Source organism: Streptomyces sp. NPDC058632, assembly GCF_042717095.1.
Lineage (GTDB): Bacteria > Actinomycetota > Actinomycetes > Streptomycetales > Streptomycetaceae > Streptomyces.
In genome coordinates, this window is the sequence record NZ_JBHXQZ010000198.1 from 1 (window position 1) to 2,148 (window position 2,148).

General features: G+C 69.1%; 1 protein-coding gene and 1 pseudogene. One reads left to right on the plus strand and one right to left on the minus strand.

Translation table 11 applies throughout. The annotated features are described in order from the left end of the window. Positions 1–1,011, plus strand: a pseudogene (locus tag ACFWVE_RS34930) (IS3 family transposase); the annotation flags it as partial. 65 nt (positions 1,012–1,076) lie between these two features. On the opposite strand, the gene ACFWVE_RS34935 reads toward ACFWVE_RS34930, so the two are convergent. Beyond that, positions 1,077–2,148 (minus strand): transposase (locus ACFWVE_RS34935; protein WP_384023264.1); only part of this gene is annotated, 1,072 nt, incomplete at its 5' end.

Genomic DNA, 2,148 nt, shown 5'->3' on the forward strand with positions numbered 1-2,148 from the left:
AGGCCGAGAACGAGGCCCTGCGCCGGGAGCTGGCGGCAGCGCGCAAGGAGATGCACCGGCTCGCCACGGAACGGGACATTCTCCGCAAGGCGACGAAGTTTTTCGCACAAGAGATGGCCTGGTGATCAACCGCTTCCAGTTCATCGAAGACCACCACCGCGCCTTCGGCGTGAAGCGGTTGTGCCAGGTGCTGGAGGTGGCCCGCTCCAGCTTCTACAAGTGGTGGACGGGCCGCGCGGCCCGCGCCGCGCGCGAGCGGGCCGACGCCGCGCTCGCCGAGCGGATCCGGGCCGTGCACGCCGAGTGGGACGCACCTACGGTCGCCCGCGGATCACCGCCGAGCTGCGCGACGACGGCGAGCGCGTGAACCACAAGCGCGTCGGGCGGGTGATGCGCGAGTACGGCATCGCCGGTCTGCGGCTGCGCAGGCGCCAGATCACCACCGTGCCCGAACCGTCCGCCGCCCCGGTGCCGGACCTGCTGCGGCGCGACTTCACCGCGAGTGAGCCGAACCTCAAGTACGTCGGCGATATCACCTACCTGCCGGTGGGCGACGGTGAGTTCTTGTGTCTGGCGACGGTGATCGACTGCTTCTCGCGTCGTCTGGTGGGCTGGTCGATCGCCGACCACATGCGCACCGAGCTGGTCACCGATGCGCTCCGGGCAGCCGCCCGGGTTCGCGGCGGCCTGGCCGGCGCCATCTTCCACAGCGATCATGGGGCGCAGTACAAGTCCCGTGAATTCGCCGCAGTCTGCTCCGAGTTGGGAGTGCCCCAGTCCATGGGTGCGGTGGGCACGAGCGCGGACAACGCCCTCGCCGAGTCGTTCAACGCGGCCCTCAAGCGCGAGACGCTCCGTGGCGCCCGCCGCTTCGACGGGGCCCGCGCCTGCCGCCTGGCGGTCTTCCGCTGGACCACCCGCTACAACACCCGCCGCAGGCACTCACGCCTCGGGCAGCAGGCACCGATCGCCTACGAGCAGCAGTCAGCTACCCTGACACTTGCCGCATAACGACACGAATGGTGTCCACCCTCCGGGGACAAGGCCCAAGGCCAGGTAGTTAGCGTTTTCGCAGGTCAGGCAAGGGGTTTTGATTCCCATGCGGTCGCTGCGCAGAGGCCAGGGCCGATCTTGTGGATGAGTCCGTCGTCGGCCCATCGGGAGAGCTGTCTGTACATGGTGTGCAGGGTGATGTCCCCGAAATGTGCAGCGATCTCGCGGGGGCGCCAGAGGCGGGCGGGGTCCTCATGGAGGAGGGCCAGGACCCGGTGCCTGCGGCGCTGGGCCGGGATGGCATACCGGTCGTCACGGGAGCGGGTGGGCAGGGCCGGCTGCATGTCCGGGGGTTCGTGGATGGAGATGTCGAGGCTGACGACGGCAAGAGCGACGTCGGGCCGTCCGTCGCGGTGACGCTGGCTGTAGCGGGAGATCGGTGATTTGACCTTGCGGGCACTCACCCGCTGCCGTCGGGCCGGAAGCAGGTGGGCGAGAAGCTTCTGTCCGATGCGGCCGGCCGTGCCGTGGTTCGCTGTGCCGATGCCGGCGGCCTGGACGACCTGGTCGCGAGCGGTTTGGACGGCGATGGTGAAGCCACAGCGGTCCGGATCGGTTCCCGGAAGAAACTCGGCGGCATCGGCCATGACCGTTCGCAGTGCCTGGTAGAGCGTCAGCAGCGACCACATCTCCTGCTCGACGCCGACAGGGTCGCCCGAGCGCAGGACGCGTCCGGCCATGATCGTGTGCCGGAGTGCGTAGTACGCCGACTCGTGTTCCCACCGCTGGTGGTAGAGGCGCATCAGGGACGCGGCGGGGTAGCGGCGGGCGTCGGTCAGACTGGTCGCCAGGCGGTAGGAACCGGTGAAGTGTGTGCCGTCAGCGCACGTCACGGTGATGCGCGCGTCGATGACGCGCACTTTTACGGTGCCGATCACCGACAGGTACGAGCCGTCGGCCAGACGTGTGAGGACCGGGGTCCGCCGGTTGCTGCGGAGCCGGCCCAGGAACTGGGCACGGGTGGCGCTCACCGCGGCGAGGAAGGCGTTGCCGTCGAAGCCCTTGTCCCACAGCACCAGCATGTCCGGCCGCAGCAGGTGCAGGAGACGGGGGGCATAGCTGGTCTCGCCCTCGTCGGTGGGGCCGAAGACCGCG